This is a genomic window from Azoarcus sp. DN11, from assembly GCF_003628555.1.
GTDB lineage: Bacteria > Pseudomonadota > Gammaproteobacteria > Burkholderiales > Rhodocyclaceae > Aromatoleum.
The window spans coordinates 1,194,830-1,213,445 of sequence record NZ_CP021731.1; the positions used below are offsets into that span (position 1 = coordinate 1,194,830).

Sequence of the window (18,616 nt, forward strand, 5' to 3'; positions counted from 1 at the left end):
TGCGCAGATTACCCCAGTTATGTAACCGGAGCGCGTCGCCAGCGCGGGAAAAGTATCAGGGCATGTTGCGGCGCCGCATCAATGTACGACGCGGGGGCCGTCGTGCGTGCCGGCGGGGAGGGAGTCGGGTGCCGGTGACGCGTGGTGCATGATCATCTTCCAGCCATGCGGGCCGCTGGCGTAGGCGTTGGTCGCGACCATCGGCGGCGGCGCGCGTTCGTCGCCGGGAAGCGCGACATGTTCGATGACGTTGTGCGTCGCGAGAAGCGAGTTGCCCGATGCGACGCGCTGCGAGACGCTGACCGCGAGACGGACGCCGCTGGCGAACAGCTGGCGCCACGATTCGCGCACCGCATGCAGACCGACGAGGCGGGCGCCGTCGGGATGGATGCACACGACTTCGTCGTCTTCCGACCACACCTGCATCATCGCATCGAGATCGGAACGTGCGAGTGCGTCGTAGAACGCCGCCTCGGCCTCGAGGGCCGTAGTGAAGACGGGTTTGTTCACCTGGGCTGACTTGAGCGAAGAAACTGGTCCGGAAATGTCATGAGGGCATTGCTGCCCCCCCATGTCGATCATGCGTCGTGGCGGGTCAGTGATGACCCTTCGGACGCTCGCCGGTGAAGACGTATTTCGCGCTGCAGTACGGGCAGACAACTTCGCCTTCGGCCAGCACGTCGAGGAAGACGCGCGGGTGGCGGGCCCACAGCGGCGCGTCCGGGCGCGGGCAGTGCAGCGGCAGGTCGTGGGCGGTGACGGCGATCGTTTGAGTCTTGTCCTGGTTTTCGGCCATGGTGTGCGTTTCCTCAGACGTAGGAGAGCCAGCGCTCGTATTCGGGGGCGCGGCCATTGACGACGTCGAAGAAGCGCGCCTGGAGCTTTTCGGTGACCGGGCCGCGCTTGCCGGCGCCGATCGTGCGGTTGTCGAGCTCGCGGATCGGCGTGACTTCGGCGGCGGTACCGGTGAAGAAGGCCTCGTCGGCGATGTAGACGTCGTCGCGCGTGAGGCGGCGGGATTCGACCGTGTAGCCGAGCTCGCGCGCGATCTGGATGACCGAGTCACGGGTGATGCCGGTCAGCGCCGAGGCGATCTCGGGTTCGTAGATCTTGCCGTCCTTGACCATGAAGAAGTTCTCGCCGGAGCCTTCGGCGACGAAACCCTGGGTGTCGAGCAGCAGCGCCTCGTCGTAGCCGTCCTCGGTCGCCTCGAGGTTGGCGAGGATGGAGTTCGCGTAGCTGCCGGACAGTTTCGCGCGCGGCATCGTCACGTTCACGTGATGGCGCGCATAGGACGAGGTGCGGATGCGGATGCCCTTCTCGAGGCCTTCCTCACCGAGATAGGCGCCCCACGGCCAGGCGGCGATGGCGACATGGACGCGCGCACCGCGCGTCGAGATGCCCATCTTCTCCGAGCCGTAGAAGGCCAGCGGGCGCAGGTAGCAGGATTCGAGCTTGTTGGCGCGCACGACTTCCTTCTGTGCCTCCATCAGCTCGTCCTTCGAGTAGGGGATCTCCATGCGGTAGATCTTGGCCGAGTTGATCAGGCGCTGGGTGTGCTCGGCGAGCCGGAAAATCGCGGGGCCCTTGGCGGTCTTGTACGCGCGCACGCCCTCGAATACGGCCAGACCGTAATGCAGGGAGTGGGTCAGGACGTGCGTCGTCGCCTCGCGCCACGGCACGAGCTTGCCGTCCTGCCAGATGAAACCGTCGCGGTCAGCCATGGACATGATGGGATTCTCCAGCGGAATTGTGTTCAAGGAGGTGCTCCGCTCGGCGGAGCCAATTTTTAATTTTAGCGCAAAAATTGGCGATTTTGCGGGCTGCAGGCGGCCGCGGCTTACTGCGGGTGCCACCCGAGCACGGCGAGCATCACGGCGAAGCCGACGACGTAGGCAAGCGGAATGTGCCAGCCCTTGCGCAGCCACAGGAGCGCCGAGCGGGCCTCGGGGTACATGTTGGACAGCGCGACGCCGGCCGAGGAGCCGAACCACAGTATCGAGCCGCCGAAACCGACGGCGTAGGCGAGGAAGCCCCAGTCGAAGCCGCCCTGGCGGATCGCCAGCGCCGTGAGCGGGATGTTGTCGAACACCGCGGAGACGAAGCCCAGCACCAGCGCGCCTGCCCATGACGCGGGCGGCAGTTCGTTCACCGGCATCATCGATGCGCAGGCCACCAGCGAGAGCAGGAAGACCGAGCCCTTGGCCGTTTCCGGCAGGATTTCCCAGTCGTGGCGGCGCAGTTGCGCGGTGAGCAGGATCGCCACCCACACGGCCACGCCGATGAAGGGGAAAGCGCCGGCGACGCTCGGGGCGGCGACGTTCACGGTGATGTTGGTGCCGATCGCGAGGCCCAGCATGAGCATGACGATGAAGAGCCGGCCCCAGTCGACGCGGGTGTGTTCGTGCGCGTGCGTGTTGATCGGCGACCAGGCATGCTGCTGCTTCGCCGCGATCGTGCCGAAGAGGCACAGCGCGACGCCGGCGCCGAGGGCGGCTTCGAGCACGGCGAGCGGCGAGATGCCGGCGATCCACATCATCGTCGTCGTGGTGTCGCCGACGACGGAGCCCGCGCCGCCGGCGTTGGAGGCCGCGACGATGGCCGCGAGGTAGCCGGTATGCACGCGGGCGCGGAACAGCTGGTGCGCCATCGCGCCGCCGATGAGGGCGGCGGCGATGTTGTCGAGGATCGACGAGATGAAGAAGATCATCACGAGCAGCGCGAACGGGCCTTTCCAGTCCTTCGGCAGGAATTTTGGCAGGATCACCGGGACGTGGCTTTTCTCGAAGTGCCGCGCGAGGATCGCGAAGCCCATCAGCAGGCAGAACAGGTTGGCGAACGTGACCCATTCGTGGCCGAGGTGGCCGATCCAGCCGGCCACGCCGGGGCCGGTCGCGAAGCCGGTGAAGGCGATCTTGTAGAGGCTGATGACGGCGAAGCCGGTCAGCGCGACATGCAGCGTGTAGTGATGAAAGAGCGCGACGCCGAGCAGCGTGAGCGCGAACAGGATGAAGTCGACGGGAATGCCGGCGAGCGTGGGGGTCATGTTTTCCTGGTCTGGCGTCGCGGGACGATGAATGATAATGCGTATCCGTGCCTCGCGGGCGTCATGGGGACACGGCCGCTTACGAGTCCGGTCCGGGCGGAGCGGGGCGCACGCGGTAAAATGATCGTTTTTGCATGACGATGACGATGGCGATGGAACGAGTCTGGAAACCGAACGTGACGGTGGCATCGGTGATCGAGCGTCAGGGGCGTTTTCTCGTGGTGGAGGAGGAGACGGCCGATGGCCTGCGGTTCAACCAGCCGGCCGGACACCTGGAGGCGGGAGAGTCCCTGGTTGACGCCGCCGCGCGCGAGACGCTGGAGGAGACGGCGCACCGCTTCGTCCCCGAATACCTCATCGGCATCTACCAGTGGCCGGTGCCGAAGGGCGGGATCACCTATCTGCGCTTTGCGTTCGGCGGCACGGTCGGGGCCGAGGAGGCGGGCCGCGCGCTCGATGCGGGCATCGTGCGCGCGCTGTGGCTGACGCGCGATGAACTGCTGGAGTGCCGCGAGCGACATCGCAATCCGCTGGTGCTGCAATGCGTCGACGACTGGATCGCGGGGCGTCGCCATGCGCTCGACCTGATCCGGCATTATCCGGGTTGAGTCGTGCTGCGATGCGGGCTGCGCTGATCGCCTGCCTGGTGTGCGGCCTGCCGGGCGCCCACGCGGCCGAAACCGTCGAGGTGTGCTTCAACTACGGCTGTGCCAGCCGGGTGCAGGTCGAGCTGGCCGACGACGGCCTTGCCGAGGTGGCCGCCGTGCTGGCGGAGGCGGCCGACGCCGGGGCGGAGCGCGCGGCGATCGCCCGCGCGGTGGGCATGATGCAGCGCCTGGCCGCGCGCGAGACGCCGATCGCCGCGGATCGCGGCGGCAATTTTCTTGATGACGGCGTCGCGGGGCGGATGGACTGCATCGATCATTCGACGACCACGACGCACTTTCTCGAACTCATGGCGGCGCGCGGCTGGCTGCGGTTTCACCGCGTGCTGCCGGTCGAGCGGCGCGCGCCCTGGCTGGTGCTGCAGCATTACTCCGCCGTGATCGAGGAAACGGACGCTCCGTCACCGCGCGCGCCCGTCGTCGCCGCGCCCGTGCCGGTGGTGCCCGACTACGTCGCGCCGATGCTGGCGTTGTGCGATTGCGGCGAAGTGCGCGCGGATGTCGTGCCGGTCGTGCCCGCGGCGGTGGAGCCGGAGCGTGAAGGGCCGCAGAATCCCCGCGCGCGCTTTGCGGTCGACAGCTGGTTCGTGGATCATGGCGAGCCTGCGGTGGTGCTGCCGCTGGCGGATTGGCTGAATGGAGAAGGACCGAATGTCCAGTAAGAAGGATCGGAAGGATCCGAACGGGATGAAGGTGGTCGTCGGCATGTCCGGCGGGGTGGATTCCTCGGTGACCGCGCTGTTGCTGAAGCAGCAGGGCTACCAGGTGACCGGCCTGTTCATGAAGAACTGGGAAGACGATGACGACGACGAGTACTGCTCGACGCGTCAGGATCTGGTCGACGTCGCGTCGGTGTGCGACGTGATCGGCATCGATCTCGAAGTCGTGAATTTCTCGGCCGAGTACAAGGACCGCGTGTTCGCCGATTTCCTGCGCGAGTACGAGGCCGGGCGCACGCCGAATCCCGACATCCTGTGCAATTCGGAGATCAAGTTCCGCTGCTTCCTCGACCACGCGATGCAGCTCGGCGCGGACAAGATCGCGACCGGGCACTACGCCGGCGTGCGCGAATGGGTGAACGACGGGCGTACCGAATTCCAGCTGCTGAAGGCCGAGGACGGCACGAAGGACCAGAGCTACTTCCTCTATCGCCTGACCCAGGCGCAGCTGGCGAAGACGCTGTTCCCGCTGGGCGGGCTGTACAAGCGCGAGGTGCGCCGAATCGCCGCCGATGCGGGCCTGCACGTGGCGGAGAAGAAGGATTCGACGGGCATCTGCTTCATCGGCGAGCGGCCGTTCCGCGAGTTCCTGATGCGCTACCTGCCGACCAAGCCGGGCGAGATCCGCGATCTCGACGATGGCCGCGTGCTCGGCGAGCACCAGGGCCTGATGTACCACACGCTCGGCCAGCGCAAGGGCCTGCACATCGGCGGCATCAAGGGCCGGCAGGACGACGCGGGCGAACATGACGCCTGGTATGTCGCCGCGAAGGACGTGAAGGCGAACGTGCTCTACGTCGTGCAGGGCCACGATCACCCCGCGCTGCTGAAGGGCAGCCTGGCGGCGGCCGACCTCAACTGGATCGCAGGGCGCGATCCGCACACGCACTGGGTGTATACGGCCAAGCCGCGCTACCGCACGCCCGACATGCCGTGCGAGATCGAGGCGCTGGCCGACGGCCGGGCCGAGATCGCGTTCGCCGAGCCGCAGTGGGCGCTGACGCCGGGGCAGAGCGTGGTCGTGTATGAATCGAAGGTGTGCCTGGGCGGCGGCGTGATCGTCTGAGCGCGGGAAGATCGGGGCCCGGCCGGTGGTGTGTGCCGGCCGGACAGGCGTCGTTTACGACTGCTTGTCGGCGAGGCCCTTCTTCAGGAGCTTCGCGACCAGCGGATTGAGTGCGGCGTCGGCGTGCGCCCCGCTCGACGCTTTCGCGAAGCGGTCGGGGGTGTCGGCGTTCTTCATGCGGCCGCGGATCTTGAGGCCGTTGAGTTTTTCGAGGTCGGTCTTCTTCATTGCGGGTTAATTCTGCGACGTGGTGAGGGAAACGGGGCGCTCAGGGGGCGACCAGCGAGGGGTGCAGACGCAGACAGAGGCCGCGGCGCCAGTGCTCGCAGCGCTCGATGTACTCGCGCGTGGTCTTGGGCATCGTCACGCGGGCGCGGGTGATGTAGCTCACGAGATCGCGCCCCTGCACGATCAGGTTCACGCCGTCGACGGCGAGCTGCAGGTCTTCGGGTGTGGTGGCGCCGGCGAGCCGCGGCGAGACGCTCGCGAGCCGTTCGGCGGCGACGGCGAAGTCGGACCACACGTCGAAGATCGCGGGATCGGTGCGCAGCGTCTCGCATTTCACCTTGGCGGCTGCGGTGAAGCGTAGTGTCGGATCCTCGATGCCTTCGAAGAAGCGCGATCCGGCGAAGGTTTCGACCATCACGTTGCCGATGCGGTCGATGTCGTGCAGGGTCTGGGAGATCTTGATGTAGCGGCTGTCGTAGAAGGCTTCGATGGGGATCGAGAACGCGCGGAAGGGTTCGCCCCACAGTTCGTCGATGCCTTCCTCGCCGCTGCGGTGGCGCACGAGCTTGCCGAGGCTGAGCGCTTCCTGCAGACAGAAGCCGCACTCGCGCATCAGCGCGTTGTCGGTCTGGATCTCGATGCCGAGCTCCTGCATCTCCATCAGCTTCGTGAAGATGTCCGTCGCGCGGTTGAACAGTGCGCCGGCGAGCATCGCGCCCTTCACGCGCTTGCGTTCCGGATCCGGTTCGGCGTTGTAGGAGGCGCGCGCCTCGGCGAGGCGTTTGCCGGGAATGTTGATGCCGTGCTCGACGTGGTTGAAGAGGCGCCGCGTGAGCCCTTCGATGAGCTGTCGCTTCATGCGCAGGGAGTCGGCGGGCGGTTCGTAGGCCTTGATCCAGTAGCCGTCGTAGAACACGCGTTCCACGCCGTCGATCGTGCGCTTGGTGCCGTTGGCAGTGGCGGAAGTATTCATCTCTGGAGTGCCCGGACGAGTTGAGCGGAAGGCGCGGGCGGGCCGTGCCCTTGCCGCAGGCGAATCTTACGGCAAGCGTGCCGGCACGATGCTGGCCAAAGACAAATTTTTGCAGCGCGCAAAATCCGCTGCGGCGGGTGGGCAGACCGCGTCAGGCCAGATCCGGCGGAACCACGGCGCGCAGCACGGTCTGGGTTTCCCCATCGCGCACGCGGTTGGTGAACCACCACAGCGCGCCTTTCTTGATCGTCCAGTCGGATTCGGCGCCCGAGAGCAACAGTGCGGCCATGCGGCCGAGTGCGGGCTGATGGCCGATGACGAGGCAGGGGCCGGCCGAATCGGGCCAGCCGGTGGCCGCCAGCAGGTCGGCGATGCCGCCTTCGGGCGCCAGCGACGGGACGATCTCGAAGCGGTCGGTGAACGCCGTGGCGGTCTGGCGGGTGCGCACGGTCGGACTGACGAGCACGCGCAGGCGCTTGGGGCGACGCTCCTCGAGCCAGGCGGCGACCCGCTGTGCCTGGCGCAGACCGCGTTCGGTGAGTTCGCGGGTGTGGTCGGGGCTGTCGTCGACGGCTTCCGCGTGGCGCCACAGCAACAGGTCCATCGTGTCCTCCTCGTCCAAGGTGCGACAGCCTATGGGGTGATTGTTGCCACGCAATGACGGTTTACCGGCGCTCGCCGGCCCACGGCGCCTCGTCGCCGAGCTGCCGGGCGACATCGCGCAGGGCGCGGCGGCCGGCGCGGGCGTAGGCGGGGCCGTGCCAGCCGCAGACGAAGGCCGCGGCGGCGCGCAGTTGCGCATCGTCGCCGGCGAAATGTGCGAGGCGGACGCGGGCCACGTCGACGTCGTGCACGAAACCGAGCGCGTTCTGGGTGCGGACGATGGCCGCGAGGTACTTGCGCGTCCGCTTCGCTGGCAGCAGCGGGGCGAAGAATTCGAGCGCGTAGCGCAGGCGCTTGAGCGCGATGCGCAGCGCGTGCAGATGGGCGCGGCTGCCGTCCGCGGCCGCGGCATGGCGGCGCCGGACCTTCTTGCGCAGGCGGTCGAGCTGGCGGTGCGCGAAGTCCGTGAGTGTTTCGTGCGCGTGGGGGCTGTCGGGCGGCAGGGCGTGCAGGGCGGCGGTGAGGCCGATCATCAGGCGGCCCTGGGCGGCGGGGTCGAGGCTGTTCAGGGCGTCGCGGCGCGCGCGCTCCCTTTCCGCCCCGACGCGGGCGGCGAGCGCGATGACCGAATCGGCTTCGCTGCCGCTGTGATCCGCTTCGTCGGTGGCGGCGGGGGCGAGGATCTCGTCATGCAGGACGTCGAGGTCGCGCGCTTCGGCGAAGGTGCGCGCGTTGTCGCCGAGGCGCGCCCGCCAGTCCTCCACGAATTCGGGCGGCAGCACCGGCGCGAAGAGGCTCAGCAGCGTGCGCAGGCGCCGCAGCGCGACCCGCAGCTGGTGGATGAATTCGGGGGCGTGGTCTTCGGCGGCTCCGACCGCGTTGGCCTGCCACTGGCGCAGGCAGGAGCCGGCGAGGCTGCGGAAGGCGTCGAGCGAGCTGGCGTCGGCCGTGACGGCCGACGGTTCGGCGCGCGCCGGCGCGCGCCGCGTGCCGAGATGGAGGGCGTAGCCGCGTTCGGCCTTGCTGAGATCGCTGGGCATCAGCGGAAGGTCCCCGGCGAGCCGGCAGGCGAGCACGAGCAGGTCGAGCGGTTCGCCGGCGACGAGTTCCAGCTCCAGTTCGCTGATCGGGGCGCGCTGTTCGCCGGCGATGACTTCGCCGTGGTCGATCATCATCAGGATGCGCACCGTGTCGTCGGGGGCGTACAGGCGGGTTTCGCGCCGGAAGCGGGTCGTGAACACGGGGACCAACTCGGGCGCGCGGCGGGTGAGGAGCTTGCGCACTTTGGCGTCGTCGACCGGGGTGAAGTCGAAGCTGCCGGCGTAGGGGTGTTCCCACTCGGGGCGGGCGCTCAGTCCGGCGGTCGATTCCGCCGCGCACTTCACGGTCTGCAGTTCGACGCGGCCCTTCCTGCGGATGCGCAGCCCGATGCGGCGCGCCGCGAGCCGCAGGTCGGGGGTGTCGAAGTAGGTGTTGTCGAGCGTTTCCGCCCTGCCCCGGCGGGCAGCGCCGGCGACCAGCGGGTGGCGCCGCAGTGCCGGGAGGGCCTTGGGGGGCAGGGCGAGCTTGAGTTCGATTTCCTGGCCCATGGAGCGCGATCACCCGTTGATAAGATTCTGATTCTAGTCGCGTATTACGGTTGCGTCATGCGCGGAAAAATGAACTGAAATATTTCAGCCGGCTGGACTGCGCCGTCGCGCGGCGGGCTGCGTCAGTCCTCGCCGAACACCGTGTGCCACAGCCGGCGCACCGATTCGCGGGCGAACGCGACTTCCAGCGGCTGGACGCGCGAGGGCAGGTCGTTGAGGCGCTGGCGGTGCTGCAGGTGACGGAACATGCGGTAGCTGTCGCCGCAGCGGCCGGCGTGGCCCGCCGGGATCAGGCCGAGGTCGCCGGCGATGCGCAGCAGCGCGATGTTGCCGAGGTTGCCGGTGAGTTCGGGGTACTGGTGGGCGTGGCCGAGCACGAGGTACTGGACCAGGAACTCGACGTCGATGAGGCCGCCGTGGTCGTGCTTGAGGTCGAAGAGTTCGCTCTTGCCCGCGTGGGCGTCGCGCATCTTGTGGCGCATCTCGAGCACGTCCGCGCGCAGCTTCTCGAGGTCGCGCGGCTGGCGCAGCACTTCGCAGCGGATGCGTTCGAAGGCTTCGCCGAGCGTGGCGTCGCCGGCGGCGAAGCGCGCGCGCGTCAGCGCCTGGTGTTCCCACACCCACGCCGATTCGAGCTGGTACTGGCGGAAGGAATCGAGCGAGCTCACGAGCATGCCTGCCTCGCCGTTCGGGCGCAGGCGCAGGTCGGTCTCGAACATGATGCCGGCGGCGGTCTGGCTGGAGAGCCAGGAGTTGAGGCGCTGGCCGAGGCGGGTGTAGACCTCGGGCGCTTCCGGCGCGTCGTCGTCATGCAGGTACACGAGGTCGAGGTCGCTGGCGTAGCCGAGCTCCTTGCCGCCGAGCTTGCCGTAGGCGATCACGGCGAACCGGGGTTCGTCGCGGTGGCGGATCTTGATCTTGCGCCAGATCGTCGGGAGGCTCAGGTCGAGCATCATGTCGGCCAGCGCCGAGAGGTGGTCGGCGAGCTTCTCGACCGTGAGCATGCCGGCGATGTCCTGCATCAGCAGCCGGAACACGAGCGCGTGGTGCTGTTCGCGCATCATGTCCATCTGCCGCTCCATGTCGGGTTCGGCGGCGTCCACGGCTTCGGCGATCTGGCGGCGCAGTTCGGGCCAGTCCGGGGCCGTCTGCAGCACGCGCGCATCGAGCAGTTCGTCGAGCAGGATGGGGTGGCGGATGAGGAACTGCGCGGCCCAGCGCGATGCGCTCATCAGGTCGGCCACGCGGCGCAGCGCCTGCGGGTATTGCTGCAGCAGCGCGAGGTAGGCGCCGCGGCGGCTGATGGATTCGAGGAGGTCGAGGCAGCGCCCGAGCGTCTCGTCGGCATCGGGCGTGGTGGCCGCGGCTTCGACGACGCGCGGGATCAGCGCGTCGAGGCGGCTGCGGATGTGGTTGGGGAGCTGCTGGTAGCGGTTGCCGGCGCGGATCGCGGCGAGGCGGCGGGCGGCGGAGGGCGGATCGCGGTAGCCGAGCTTGGCAAGCGTGCCTTCGGCCTGGCTGCTGTCGCCGGCGGCGGCCCACATGCTGTCGAGGGTGTGGCCTTCTTCGGCCGGGGCGCCGAACACATGTTCGAAGTGGCGGCTCACCGCAGCGCGGTGGCGGTCGATGACTTCGAGCAAGGCGGTGAAGTCGGGGAAGCCCATGCCGCGGGCGATGCGTGCACGGTCCTCGTCGTTGCCGGGCAGGTCGTGCGTCTGTGCGTCGTCGAGGTATTGCAGGCGATGCTCGAGGCGGCGCAGGAATTCGTAGGCCTCGCTGAGTTCGCCGACCGCCTCGGGCGCGAGGAAGCCGCGTTCGGCCAGGCGCGCGAGCACTTTCAGCGTCGGGCGGATCTGCAGCTGCGTTTCGCGTCCGCCGCGGATGATCTGGAACACCTGGGCGATGAACTCGATCTCGCGGATGCCGCCCGGGCCCAGCTTGATGTTGTTGGCGCGGTCGCGGCGCGCGACTTCGCGGCGGATCTGCGCGTGCAGGTCGCGCATCGCGTTGATGGCGCCGAAGTCGAGGTATTTGCGGAAGATGAAGGGGCGGGCGATCTTTTCCAGTTCCTCGAAGCGCTCGCCCGCGAGCACGCGCGCCTTGATCCACGCGTAGCGCTCCCATTCGCGCCCCTGCGTGATGAAGTAGTTCTCCAGCATGTCGAAGGAGCACACCAGCGGGCCGGAGTCGCCGTTCGGGCGCAGCCGCATGTCGACGCGGAAGACCTGCCCGTGCTCGGTGATGTCGGCGAGCGCCTGAATCAGCTGCTTGCCGAGACGCTCGAAGAACTCGAAGTTGCTGATGACTTTCGCGCCGCCCGTGTCGCCGTCTTCGGGATAGATAAAGATCAGATCGATGTCTGAAGAGACGTTGAGCTCCCGCCCGCCGAGCTTGCCCATGCCGACGACGAGCAGCTCCTGTTCCCAGCCGCTCTGCGAGACGGGGGCGCCGTAGCGCTGCACGAGGGCCTCGCGCAGCACGTCGTGGGCGGCGCGGATCGTGACCTCGGCCAGCACGGTCATCGTTTCGGTGACTTCGGCGAGGTCGGCGATGCTGTTGAGGTCGCGCACGACGAGGTGGCACATGACCCAGGTGCGCAGATTGCGCAGCGTGCCGCGCAGGCGTGCTTCGTCGAGCCCGGAGCCGGCCATGAAGGCCTGCATCGCGTCCGCGTCGAGGGGCCGGTCGAGCGAGGCAGCGAGCCGTTCGGCGAGCCAGGCGCGGCTGTCGAGCATGCGCTGGAGGTAGCGCGACAGCGTCGCCGCGTAACAAATTGCTTCGGAGGGCTGTTCGGGTGTGTCTGACATGGGAGACGGACTCGGGATCATTGATAGAATGCGCGGTTCCCCGGACGCATGAGCTGGTGCCGACGCTCAGGATGCAGACTGGATTGTATCGAAGCCGGTCCGTATTCAGTCGGGTCGCAGCGCAGCTTCCGCCTTATTGCCGATGAACGCCCCTCACACTCCCCTTCCCGACCTTTCCGCCATGATGTCCGCCGCGCGCCGCGGGCGGGCATGGCGCGTGCTGTCGATCGCCTTGCTGGTGGCATGGTTCGTCCTCGGCACGGGTTTCCTGCTCGTGCGCGAAGTGCTGGTGCCACGTGTCGGCGAGTTCCGCCAGGAGCTGGCCGAGGCGATCTCGGTGGCGGCGGGCCTGCCGGTGTCGATCGAGGGCCTGTCGGCCGACCTGCGGGGGCTGCGCCCGCGCCTGCATCTGGCCGGCTTCGAGCTCAAGGACCGCGAGGGACGCCCGGCCCTGCATCTCGACAGCGTCGATGCGACGCTGTCGTGGTGGTCGCTGCTGCGCGCCGAGCCGCATTTCCATCGCATCGAGGTGAGGAACCCCGTCCTGGCCCTGCGGCGCGACCTGGACGGCGCGATCTACATCGCCGGCATCCGCATCGATGAGGAGGAGACCCCCGACCGCAGTTTCGCCGACTGGCTGTTCGCGCAACGCGAGATCGTCATCCGCGACGCGAGCCTGGGCTGGACCGATGCGATGCGCGGCGCGCCGGAACTGAGTCTCGCCGGCGTGCAGTTCCGCTTGCTGCGCAGCGGTCCGCGCTATCGCTTCGCGTTCCAGGCGCAGGCGCCGGCCGAACTGGCGCCGATGATCGAAGTGCGGGGCGACCTTGCCAGCCGCACGCCGGCCGATCCGTCGTCGTGGATGGGGCAGGTGTATGTCGCCGCGGACCAGGCGAGCCTGGGCGGCTGGCGGACCTGGGTCGATTATCCGGTGGCGCTGGCGGGGCGGGGGGGCGTGCGGGCCTGGGTGGGACTGGGCGAGGGGCGCCTCGATTCGCTGGCGGTCAATCTGGCATTGGCCGACGTGTACACGCGCCTGGGCGATGATCTGCCGGTGCTCGAACTCGCGAACGTGCGCGGACGGCTCGTGGGGCGGCGCACGGCCGAGGGCATGGAGTTTTCCGCCCGCGGGCTCGAACTCGCGACCAGGGACGGCCTCGCGATCGCGCCGACGGACCTGGACCTGACCTTGCACGGCGCCAACGACGGTCCGCCGGATGCGGGGAAGTTCACGAGCAGCCGGCTCGATTTCAGGGTGTTGGGCAGCCTCGCCGCCCACCTGCCTTTCGATCCCGCCGTGCGGCAACGCATCGGTGCGTTCGCGCCGCAGGGCACGCTCGATGACCTGCGGCTCGAATGGCGCGGCGCCCTCGACAAGCTGGAGGCGTGGAAGGTCCGCGCGCGCTTCGCGGGCATCGGGCTCAATCCGCACGGTGCCGTTCCCGGCCTCTCGGGCATGTCGGGCGACATCGAAGGCGACGAGCGCGCCGGCCGCTTCCGCATCGCCGGGCAGGACGCCGCGCTGGAACTGCCTGCGGTCTTCCCCCAACCGCGGATCGGTTTCTCGACCCTGCGTGCCGACGGGCGCTGGACGCACGGAGCCGACGGCCGGCTCGAGATCGCGCTCGACAGTGCGAACTTCGACAACCCCGATGCGTCCGGGTCTGCGTCCGGGCGTTACTGGCCGGCGACCGGAAGCGCCGGGGAGATCGACCTGAGCGCCCGCCTCACGCGCGCCGAAAGTGGTGCCGTGTGGCGCTACCTGCCCCACGTCGTGAATGAGGACACGCGCACATGGCTGCGGCACAGCATCGTCGGCGGCAGGGTGCCCGATGCGCGCCTGCGCCTGAAGGGCAAGCTCGAGGATTTCCCGTTCCGTAACGGCAAGTCGGGCCAGTTCCTCGTGACGACCCGCGTCTTCGGCGCGCGCCTGGACTACGCGGAGGATTGGCCGTCGATCACGAACATCGACGGCGAAGTGCGCTTCGAGGGGGCGGGGATGCGCATCACGGCCGATCGTGCGCGCATCTTCGGGGTCGGGCTCGCGAACGTCGTGGCCGAGGTACCGGACCTCGACGCTCCGGGCGGCGCGATCATGAGCATCCACGGCCGGGCGGCGGGGCCGACGGCCGACTTCCTGCGCTTCGTGTCGGAAAGCCCGGTGTCGGGCCGCATCGACGGCTTCACCGATGCGATGCGGGCCGAAGGCACCGGTGTGCTCGACCTGAAGCTGGTGCTGCCGTTGAACGAGATGGACTCCAGCACCGTGAAGGGCGAGTACCGTTTCACGGCCAATCGGCTGACCGTGGTGGATGCCTTGGCGCCCCTGACCGAGGCGAGCGGTGTCGTGCGCTTCACCGAGAACGATCTGACGATCCCGGAAGCGCGTGCCCGCCTCTATGGCGAGCCGATGCGGCTCGTGGCGAGCACGGGGAAGGATGGCAGCGTCTTGTTCGAGGCCTCCGGCGGCCTGAAGGTTCAGGCCCTGCGGGAGGCCCACGACCTGCCGGGGCTGGACCACCTTTCCGGCGGGACGGACTGGAAGGCGAACATCGACGTGCGCGAGCAGGGCACGCGGGTGGTGGTCGCTTCGAATCTGGTCGGCGTGGCGTCGAGCCTGCCCCTGCCGATGAACAAGAGCGCCGCGGTGACCTGGCCGCTGCGCGTGACGCTGGATTTCCCCGCCGGCGACAAGCCCGAGAGCGTGCGTGTCGCGCTCGACGGCCGGGGCGAACTGCAGCTCGAGCGCCGGCGTGCCGGCGACGGCTGGGGGGCGGTGCGCGGCGGCATGGGCTTGCTGGCCGCCACGCCCGACTCCGATGCCGGCGTGGCGATCGCGGCGAAGCTGGACGAACTCGATGTGGATGCCTGGCGCAAGGTATTCGATGCCGCGAACGCCGGGGAATCCGGGGACGCGGAGCGGCGCGGGCCGATCACGGTCGCCGCGGTCGACCTGCGCGCGAAGCGCCTGTCCGGCTTCGGCCACGAGATCACCGACGCGCACCTGAACGCGCGCGCGGACGACGGAGGCTGGAAAGGGCGGATCGAGAGCCGTGAAGCGGAAGGGGATTTCGACTGGCGCGAAAGCGGCGACGGCACCTTGCGCGCGCGCCTGAAACGCCTCGTGCTCGGCGCCAGCCACGATGCCGCCGCCGAGCCCGCCGCGAGCGCGGACACGGCCGCGGAACCGGATGAGGCGCCACGGCGCCTGCCCGCGCTCGACGTCGTCGTCGACCGCTTCTCGCTACGCGGCATGGAGTTCGGCCGCCTCGAGCTGCAGGCGCAGAATCAGGGCGGGATGTGGCACCTCGATTCGGTGTCGCTGGCGAACGCCGACGGCAAGCTGAGCGGGTCCGGCCTGTGGCGCCCCGGCGTGCGTCCGCAGACGGATCTCGACTTCCGCCTCGAGGCGCGCGACATCGGGCAGCTGGCCAAGCGGCTCGGGTACGGCGACGTCGTGCGCGGCGGCAAGGCGGTGCTCGCGGGCAAGCTCGCCTGGCGCGGGGCGCCGACGCGCATCCACTATCCGTCGCTGACCGGCACGATGACGGTCGCGGCCGAGGGCGGGCAGTTCCGCCAGCTCGAACCCGGCGTGGGGCGCCTGCTCGGCGTGCTCAGCCTGCAGGCGCTGCCGCGGCGTCTCACGCTGGACTTCCGCGACGTGTTCAGCGAAGGATTCGCCTTCGACAGCATTTCCGGTAGCATCAAGGCAGCGGCAGGCCAGCTGCGCACCGACGACCTGCGTATCCGCGGACCCGCGGCCAGGGTGCGGATGAGCGGGTCGGTCGATATCGAGGACGAGACGCAGGATCTGCGCGTGACGGTGCAGCCGACGCTGTCCGAATCGGTGGCGATCGGCACGGCCGCCGGGCTCATCAACCCGGTCGCGGGGGTGGTGGCTTACGTCGCGCAGAAAGCGCTGAGCGATCCGATCGAGAAGATGTTCGCGTTCAGCTACGCGATCACCGGCAACTGGGCCGATCCGAAAGTCGAGAAACTCTCCGCCGCGGGCCCCGGCACGGCGGAGTCATCGAAGCAGGAGTGAAGAGCTTGAACCGTCCCCCCGTGCGCATCGCCGCGATCCAGACCGTGTCCGGCCCTGACGTCGGCGACAACCTGCGCGTCGCCGGCGAACGGGTTGCCGAGGCGGCTGCCGCGGGGGCGAAGCTCGTCGCCCTGCCCGAATACTTTCCCCTCATCACCGCCGACGAGACCGCGAAGGTCGCGATCCGCGAAGCGGACGGCAGCGGCCCGATCCAGGACTTCATGCGCGAGACCGCCGCACGCCACGGCGTGTGGCTCGTCGGCGGCACGATCCCGCTGGTCGCCGAATCGGACGCCAAGGTGCGCAATTCGACGCTGGTGTTCGATGAGCGCGGCGAGCGCGTCGCGCGCTACGACAAGATCCACCTCTTCGGCTTCCAGAAGGGCACCGAGCGTTACGACGAGGCTGCGACGATCGAGGCGGGTCGCGAGGTGGTCACCTTTGACGCCCCCTGCGGCCGCGTGGGCCTGTCGGTGTGCTACGACCTGCGCTTTCCCGAACTCTTCCGCGCGATGGGCACGGTCGATCTCATCATCCTGCCTTCGGCCTTCACCTACACCACCGGCCGCGACCACTGGGAAGTGCTGCTGCGCGCGCGCGCGATCGAGAACCAGTGCTACGTGATGGCGCCGGCGCAGGGCGGACGTCACCCGAGCGGGCGCGTCACCTGGGGCCACACGCTGATCGCCGATCCGTGGGGCGCAGTCCTCGCGTGCCGCGACGAGGGGCCGGGCGTCGTGTGCGCCGATGTCGACCCCGCGCGCATCGCCGCCGTGCGCGAAAGCCTGCCCGCGCTGCGCCACCGCTGCCTCGGCATCGCCGAAGCCTGACGCCTGCGCAGCCCTTTTGACCTTATTCGCCTTGTCCGTGTCGAACCGGACAGACCGCCCCAACCTGGAAGAACAATGAGCCGAGCACAGAACCCCCTCAAGGTCGCCGACCGCTACCTCCTCAACCCCTACGATCTGGGCGAGGCGGAACTCGAGAAGGTGTTCCGCAAGCTGATGCGCCATCGCCTCGATTACGCCGACCTGTACTTCCAGTACCACCGCTCCGAGGGCTGGAGCCTCGAGGAAGGCATCGTCAAGTCGGGCAGCTTCAACATCGAGCAGGGCGTCGGCGTGCGCGCAATCAGCGGCGAGAAGACCGCCTTCGCCTATTCCGACGACATCTCGCTGGCGGCGCTCACGTCGGCCGCCGAAGCGACGCGGGCGATCGCCGAGGCGGGCGGGCGGCGCAGCGTCGCGATCGCCCCGCACGGCGGCAAGTCGCGCCTGTACCGCGGCGACGACCCGCTCGCCTCGCTCGACGACACCGCCAAGGTGAAGCTCCTCGAACGCCTCGAAGGCTTCGCGCGCGGCGAGGACCCGCGCGTCACGCAGGTCATGGCGCACATCGCCGGCTCGTGGGAAGTGGTGCTCGTCGCGCGCAGCGATGGCCACATGGCGGCCGACGTGCGCCCGCTCGTGCGCGTGTCGGTCACCGTGATCATGGAAGACAAGGGCCTGCGCGAGCAGGGCAGCGCGGGCGGGGGCGGGCGCTTCGATTACGGCTACTTCGACGACGCGCGCCTGCAGGAATACGCGCGCGCGGCCGTCCATCAGGCGCGCACGAACCTCGCCGCCGCCCCCGCGCCGGCCGGCACGATGAGCGTCGTGCTCGGCCCTGGCTGGCCCGGCATCCTGCTGCATGAGGCGATCGGCCACGGCCTCGAGGGCGACTTCAACCGCAAGGGCAGTTCCGCCTTCTCCGGGCGCATGGGCCAGCAGGTCGCGGCGAAGGGCGTCACCGTCGTCGATGACGGCACGCTGCCGGATCGCCGCGGCTCGCTGACGATCGACGACGAGGGCAATCCGACCGAGCGCACCGTGCTGATCGAGGACGGCATCCTCACCGGCTACATGCAGGACACGATGAACGCGCGGCTGATGGGCGTGAAGCCCACCGGCAACGGCCGGCGCGAGTCCTTCGCCCACCTGCCGCTGCCGCGCATGACCAACACCTACATGCTGAACGGCGACAAGGCGCCCGAGGAGATCATCAAGTCGGTGAAGAAGGGCCTGTACGCGGTGAACTTCGGCGGCGGGCAGGTGGACATCACCTCGGGCAAGTTCGTGTTCTCGACGGCCGAGGCCTACCTCATCGAGAACGGCAAGGTGACCCGCCCGGTGAAGGGGGCGACGCTGATCGGCAACGGCCCGGATGCGCTCACGCGCGTGTCGATGATCGGCAACGACATGGCGCTGGACCCCGGCGTCGGCACCTGCGGCAAGGACGGCCAGAGCGTGCCGGTCGGGGTTGGCCAGCCCACGCTGCGGCTCGACGGGCTGACCGTCGGCGGCACCGCCTGACCGGATCGGGGGCCCCGGCACCGGCGGCGCGCCGACCGCTCAACGTTCCGCCACTTCGAGCGCGTTCTCGACGGCACTCACGCCGCGCACGCCCTGCGCGGTGCGCTGGGCGCGGGTGCGCTGCTCGTCATTGACGACGACACCGGCCAGCGTCACGCGACCCGCATGCGCCGAGACCGCGATGTGCGTCGCGCGCAGTTCCGGATCGGCGCCGATTGCCGACTTGATCTCGCGCTGCAGGTTCTGGTCGTGTTCGTCGCGCGCCACGGCTGCGGTTGCCTGCGCGACGGCCAGCAGGCTTTCCGCGCGGGCCGGTGCGCCGATGCCGAAGGCGAGGGCGCTGGTGGTGAGGACGGAGACGATGTTCTGGCGCGTGATCATGTCGGGGGCTCCTTCTGCGAGTTGTTGGTTTTGTGCGCGGACTCGGGTGTCCGCGCCTGCCCCTCGTTCAGCAGATGGCGTGCCAGGCGTGATCCGGGTCATGCAGACCGCAGTCGCTGCGGTGCGTTGCGGCGGGGCATCCT

16 protein-coding genes are annotated in these 18,616 nt (G+C 68.9%); 6 read left to right on the forward strand and 10 right to left on the reverse strand.

All coding sequences use genetic code 11. From position 1 onward, the window contains the following. Positions 1-78: 78 nt before the first annotated feature. The 4 genes from CDA09_RS05395 to CDA09_RS05410 form a co-directional block, all read right to left on the reverse strand. Complete coding sequence (locus CDA09_RS05395; RefSeq protein ID WP_121427683.1) at positions 79-510, reverse strand: YybH family protein; 432 nt, start codon at positions 508-510, stop codon at positions 79-81. Between the two features lie 85 nt (positions 511-595). Next, on the reverse strand, positions 596-796 hold the full coding sequence (locus CDA09_RS05400; protein ID WP_121427684.1) for a zinc-finger domain-containing protein: 201 nt from the start codon (positions 794-796) through the stop codon (positions 596-598). Between the two features lie 13 nt (positions 797-809). Next, entirely contained in the window at positions 810-1,730 is a 921-nt protein-coding gene (locus CDA09_RS05405; RefSeq protein ID WP_121427685.1) for a branched-chain amino acid transaminase, read from the reverse strand. Positions 1,731-1,840: 110 nt separating this feature from the next. Continuing rightward, positions 1,841-3,046 (reverse strand): citrate transporter, encoded by a 1,206-nt coding sequence (locus CDA09_RS05410; protein ID WP_121427686.1) that lies wholly within the window; start codon positions 3,044-3,046, stop codon positions 1,841-1,843. Positions 3,047-3,198: 152 nt separating this feature from the next. Here CDA09_RS05410 and CDA09_RS05415 point away from each other — a divergent pair, with 152 nt between their 5' ends. From CDA09_RS05415 to mnmA, 3 genes are read left to right on the forward strand one after another with little or no spacing between them, the layout of a single operon-like run. Beyond that, a complete protein-coding gene (locus CDA09_RS05415; protein ID WP_121430744.1) occupies positions 3,199-3,654 on the forward strand; it encodes an NUDIX hydrolase in 456 nt (151 codons plus the stop codon). After that, the gene (locus CDA09_RS05420) at positions 3,651-4,373 is read left to right on the forward strand and encodes a hypothetical protein (RefSeq protein ID WP_121427687.1); all 723 of its coding nucleotides are present in this window, start codon (positions 3,651-3,653) and stop codon (positions 4,371-4,373) included. Before CDA09_RS05415 ends, CDA09_RS05420 begins: the two co-directional genes overlap by 4 nt. A gap of 25 nt (positions 4,374-4,398) precedes the next feature. Beyond that, complete coding sequence (gene mnmA / locus CDA09_RS05425) at positions 4,399-5,496, forward strand: tRNA 2-thiouridine(34) synthase MnmA (RefSeq protein ID WP_121430745.1); 1,098 nt, start codon at positions 4,399-4,401, stop codon at positions 5,494-5,496. Positions 5,497-5,550: 54 nt separating this feature from the next. Here mnmA and CDA09_RS23270 read toward each other — a convergent pair whose 3' ends face one another. The 5 genes from CDA09_RS23270 to glnE form a co-directional block, all read right to left on the reverse strand. Further along, positions 5,551-5,724 carry a hypothetical protein gene (locus CDA09_RS23270; RefSeq protein WP_164844370.1) on the reverse strand — a complete coding sequence of 58 codons (174 nt, stop codon included), beginning with the start codon at positions 5,722-5,724 and terminating at the stop codon, positions 5,551-5,553. A gap of 40 nt (positions 5,725-5,764) precedes the next feature. Beyond that, positions 5,765-6,697, reverse strand: coding sequence for a hypothetical protein (locus CDA09_RS05430; RefSeq protein ID WP_121427688.1), 933 nt, complete (start codon positions 6,695-6,697; stop codon positions 5,765-5,767). A gap of 151 nt (positions 6,698-6,848) precedes the next feature. After that, positions 6,849-7,301, reverse strand: a complete 453-nt coding sequence (gene sixA, locus CDA09_RS05435; protein WP_121427689.1) for a phosphohistidine phosphatase SixA — start codon at positions 7,299-7,301, stop codon at positions 6,849-6,851. A 61-nt stretch (positions 7,302-7,362) separates the two neighbouring features. Next, on the reverse strand, positions 7,363-8,889 hold the full coding sequence (locus CDA09_RS05440) for a CYTH and CHAD domain-containing protein (protein WP_121427690.1): 1,527 nt from the start codon (positions 8,887-8,889) through the stop codon (positions 7,363-7,365). 122 nt (positions 8,890-9,011) lie between these two features. Then, positions 9,012-11,696 carry a bifunctional [glutamate--ammonia ligase]-adenylyl-L-tyrosine phosphorylase/[glutamate--ammonia-ligase] adenylyltransferase gene (gene glnE / locus CDA09_RS05445; protein WP_121427691.1) on the reverse strand — a complete coding sequence of 895 codons (2,685 nt, stop codon included), beginning with the start codon at positions 11,694-11,696 and terminating at the stop codon, positions 9,012-9,014. Positions 11,697-11,877: 181 nt separating this feature from the next. Here glnE and CDA09_RS05450 point away from each other — a divergent pair, with 181 nt between their 5' ends. The 3 genes from CDA09_RS05450 (at position 11,878) to tldD (ending at position 18,092) form a co-directional block, all read left to right on the forward strand. Further along, positions 11,878-15,741 carry a YhdP family protein gene (locus CDA09_RS05450; protein ID WP_121427692.1) on the forward strand — a complete coding sequence of 1,288 codons (3,864 nt, stop codon included), beginning with the start codon at positions 11,878-11,880 and terminating at the stop codon, positions 15,739-15,741. Then, the gene (locus tag CDA09_RS05455) at positions 15,738-16,571 is read left to right on the forward strand and encodes a carbon-nitrogen hydrolase family protein (RefSeq protein WP_121427693.1); all 834 of its coding nucleotides are present in this window, start codon (positions 15,738-15,740) and stop codon (positions 16,569-16,571) included. Before CDA09_RS05450 ends, CDA09_RS05455 begins: the two co-directional genes overlap by 4 nt. A gap of 75 nt (positions 16,572-16,646) precedes the next feature. Continuing rightward, a complete protein-coding gene (tldD, locus tag CDA09_RS05460; RefSeq protein ID WP_121427694.1) occupies positions 16,647-18,092 on the forward strand; it encodes a metalloprotease TldD in 1,446 nt (481 codons plus the stop codon). 39 nt (positions 18,093-18,131) lie between these two features. Here the strand turns inward: tldD and CDA09_RS05465 are convergent, their stop codons facing one another. After that, a complete protein-coding gene (locus tag CDA09_RS05465; RefSeq protein ID WP_121427695.1) occupies positions 18,132-18,473 on the reverse strand; it encodes a BON domain-containing protein in 342 nt (113 codons plus the stop codon). Positions 18,474-18,616 lie beyond the last annotated feature (143 nt).

What these genes read in the sequence shown, in the direction of transcription:
- CDA09_RS05400 (WP_121427684.1), bottom strand. Translation starts at nt 796, where the DNA reads ATGGCCGAAAACCAGGACAAGACTCAAACGATCGCCGTCACCGCCCAC.
- CDA09_RS05405 (WP_121427685.1), bottom strand. Translation starts at nt 1,730, where the DNA reads ATGTCCATGGCTGACCGCGACGGTTTCATCTGGCAGGACGGCAAGCTC.
- CDA09_RS05410 (WP_121427686.1), bottom strand. Translation starts at nt 3,046, where the DNA reads ATGACCCCCACGCTCGCCGGCATTCCCGTCGACTTCATCCTGTTCGCG.
- CDA09_RS05415 (WP_121430744.1), top strand. Translation starts at nt 3,199, where the DNA reads ATGGAACGAGTCTGGAAACCGAACGTGACGGTGGCATCGGTGATCGAG.
- mnmA (WP_121430745.1), top strand. Translation starts at nt 4,399, where the DNA reads ATGAAGGTGGTCGTCGGCATGTCCGGCGGGGTGGATTCCTCGGTGACC.
- CDA09_RS23270 (WP_164844370.1), bottom strand. Translation starts at nt 5,724, where the DNA reads ATGAAGAAGACCGACCTCGAAAAACTCAACGGCCTCAAGATCCGCGGC.
- CDA09_RS05430 (WP_121427688.1), bottom strand. Translation starts at nt 6,697, where the DNA reads ATGAATACTTCCGCCACTGCCAACGGCACCAAGCGCACGATCGACGGC.
- sixA (WP_121427689.1), bottom strand. Translation starts at nt 7,301, where the DNA reads ATGGACCTGTTGCTGTGGCGCCACGCGGAAGCCGTCGACGACAGCCCC.
- CDA09_RS05440 (WP_121427690.1), bottom strand. Translation starts at nt 8,889, where the DNA reads ATGGGCCAGGAAATCGAACTCAAGCTCGCCCTGCCCCCCAAGGCCCTC.
- glnE (WP_121427691.1), bottom strand. Translation starts at nt 11,696, where the DNA reads ATGTCAGACACACCCGAACAGCCCTCCGAAGCAATTTGTTACGCGGCG.
- CDA09_RS05450 (WP_121427692.1), top strand. Translation starts at nt 11,878, where the DNA reads ATGATGTCCGCCGCGCGCCGCGGGCGGGCATGGCGCGTGCTGTCGATC.
- tldD (WP_121427694.1), top strand. Translation starts at nt 16,647, where the DNA reads ATGAGCCGAGCACAGAACCCCCTCAAGGTCGCCGACCGCTACCTCCTC.
- CDA09_RS05465 (WP_121427695.1), bottom strand. Translation starts at nt 18,473, where the DNA reads ATGATCACGCGCCAGAACATCGTCTCCGTCCTCACCACCAGCGCCCTC.